This is a genomic window from Streptomyces niveus, assembly GCF_001723055.1.
Taxonomy (GTDB): Bacteria; Actinomycetota; Actinomycetes; order Streptomycetales; family Streptomycetaceae; genus Streptomyces; species Streptomyces niveus.
Genome location: NZ_MDCR01000049.1, coordinates 1 through 1,349, shown reverse-complemented (window position 1 = coordinate 1,349; position 1,349 = coordinate 1). Strand labels below are relative to the sequence as shown.

Below are 1,349 nucleotides of genomic sequence, written 5' to 3'. Positions count from 1 at the left end.
GCGTACGAGGGAACGCTGGGCGGCCACCCGGAGCTGGACCGCGTGGCGGCCGGCGAGGCCCGGGCGCTGCTGGACGCGGGCCGTACCGGCACCGTCACGATCGGGGAGGACGGCACGCGCTGCGGACGCCCGCTGACCCTGCTCGTCGAGTCGAGCGTGCCCGCCCCGCGCATGATCGTCTTCGGGGCGATCGACTTCGCGTCCGCCCTGGTCAGGGTGGGGAAATTCCTCGGCTACCACGTCACGGTCTGCGACGCCCGCCCCGTCTTCGCCACCCGCGTCCGCTTCCCGGACGCCGACGAGATCGTCGTCGACTGGCCGCACCGGTATCTGGAGTCGGCCGAGACCGACGGCCGTACGGTGCTCTGCGTCCTGACCCACGACGCCAAGTTCGACGTCCCCCTGCTGGAACTCGCCCTCAGACTGCCCGTCGCCTACGTCGGCGCCATGGGCTCCCGGCGCACCCACCTGGACCGCAACGAGCGGCTGCGCGACGTCGGCGTCACCGAGCTGGAACTGGCACGGCTCCGCAGCCCCATCGGCCTGGACCTCGGCGCGCGTACGCCCGAGGAGACCGCGCTGTCGATCGCGGCGGAGATCGTCGCGAACCGGCGCGGCGGCACCGGGGTCTCCCTCACCGGCGCCCACACCCCGATCCACCACGACGGCCACCGGACACCCGCGCGCCGTATCGACTCCGTCGCCTAGACGCGCGCCGCAGCCCGGACCGCCCGGACCGCGAGCACCGTCCGCACACCCCGTACGACAAGCACCACCGCCGCCGCCAGGGACACCCCCGCGGCCCACACGTACAGCGCCGGCCACACGTACAGCACCTGCTCCAGCGTGCCCTCGCGGCGCATCAGCAGCCCCACCAGCTCGGGGAGCAGCGGGAAGAACGCGACCAGGCCCGCGTACGGCAGCGCCCGCAGCCCCGCGCGCCACAGGGGCCGCCCGGCCGCCCGCCGCGCCCAGCGCGAGGACCGTACGGTGCCGAGCGTGCCCAGCCCCAGCGCGAGCAGCGTGAGCGCGGCCAGGACCGGGTCGGCGGTCGTCGTGAACGGCTCCCGGATCTCCGGGGTCCTGCCCTCCGCCAAGTCCCGCAGGCCGTCCGCGATCCCCGCGCTGTCGTCGCCGGAGAGCATGCCGGTGTTGCTGACGACGGCGATACCGACCTTCTGCTCCGGCAGCAGCATCTGGATCGCGTTCTGCGTCAGCAGCTCGCCGGTGTGCTGGAGCGGCGGCGCGCCGTCCCCGGTCGCCTCGCCGAGCGACCACCCCATGGCGTATCTCTCGCCCTCCGGCGGGGTGTGGAGGTGACGCACACTCCGCCGGAGGGCGAGAGATAC

General features: G+C 74.3%; 1 protein-coding gene and 1 pseudogene. One reads left to right on the top strand and one right to left on the bottom strand.

From position 1 onward, the window contains the following. Nucleotides 1–708, top strand: a 708-nt coding sequence (locus BHU15_RS07515) for an XdhC family protein (RefSeq protein WP_171908333.1), incomplete at its 5' end; no start/stop codon positions are given. Here the strand turns inward: BHU15_RS07515 and BHU15_RS07510 are convergent. Further along, a pseudogene (locus tag BHU15_RS07510) lies at nt 705–1,349 on the bottom strand (serine hydrolase); the annotation flags it as partial. The gene BHU15_RS07515 and the pseudogene BHU15_RS07510 overlap by 4 nt on opposite strands.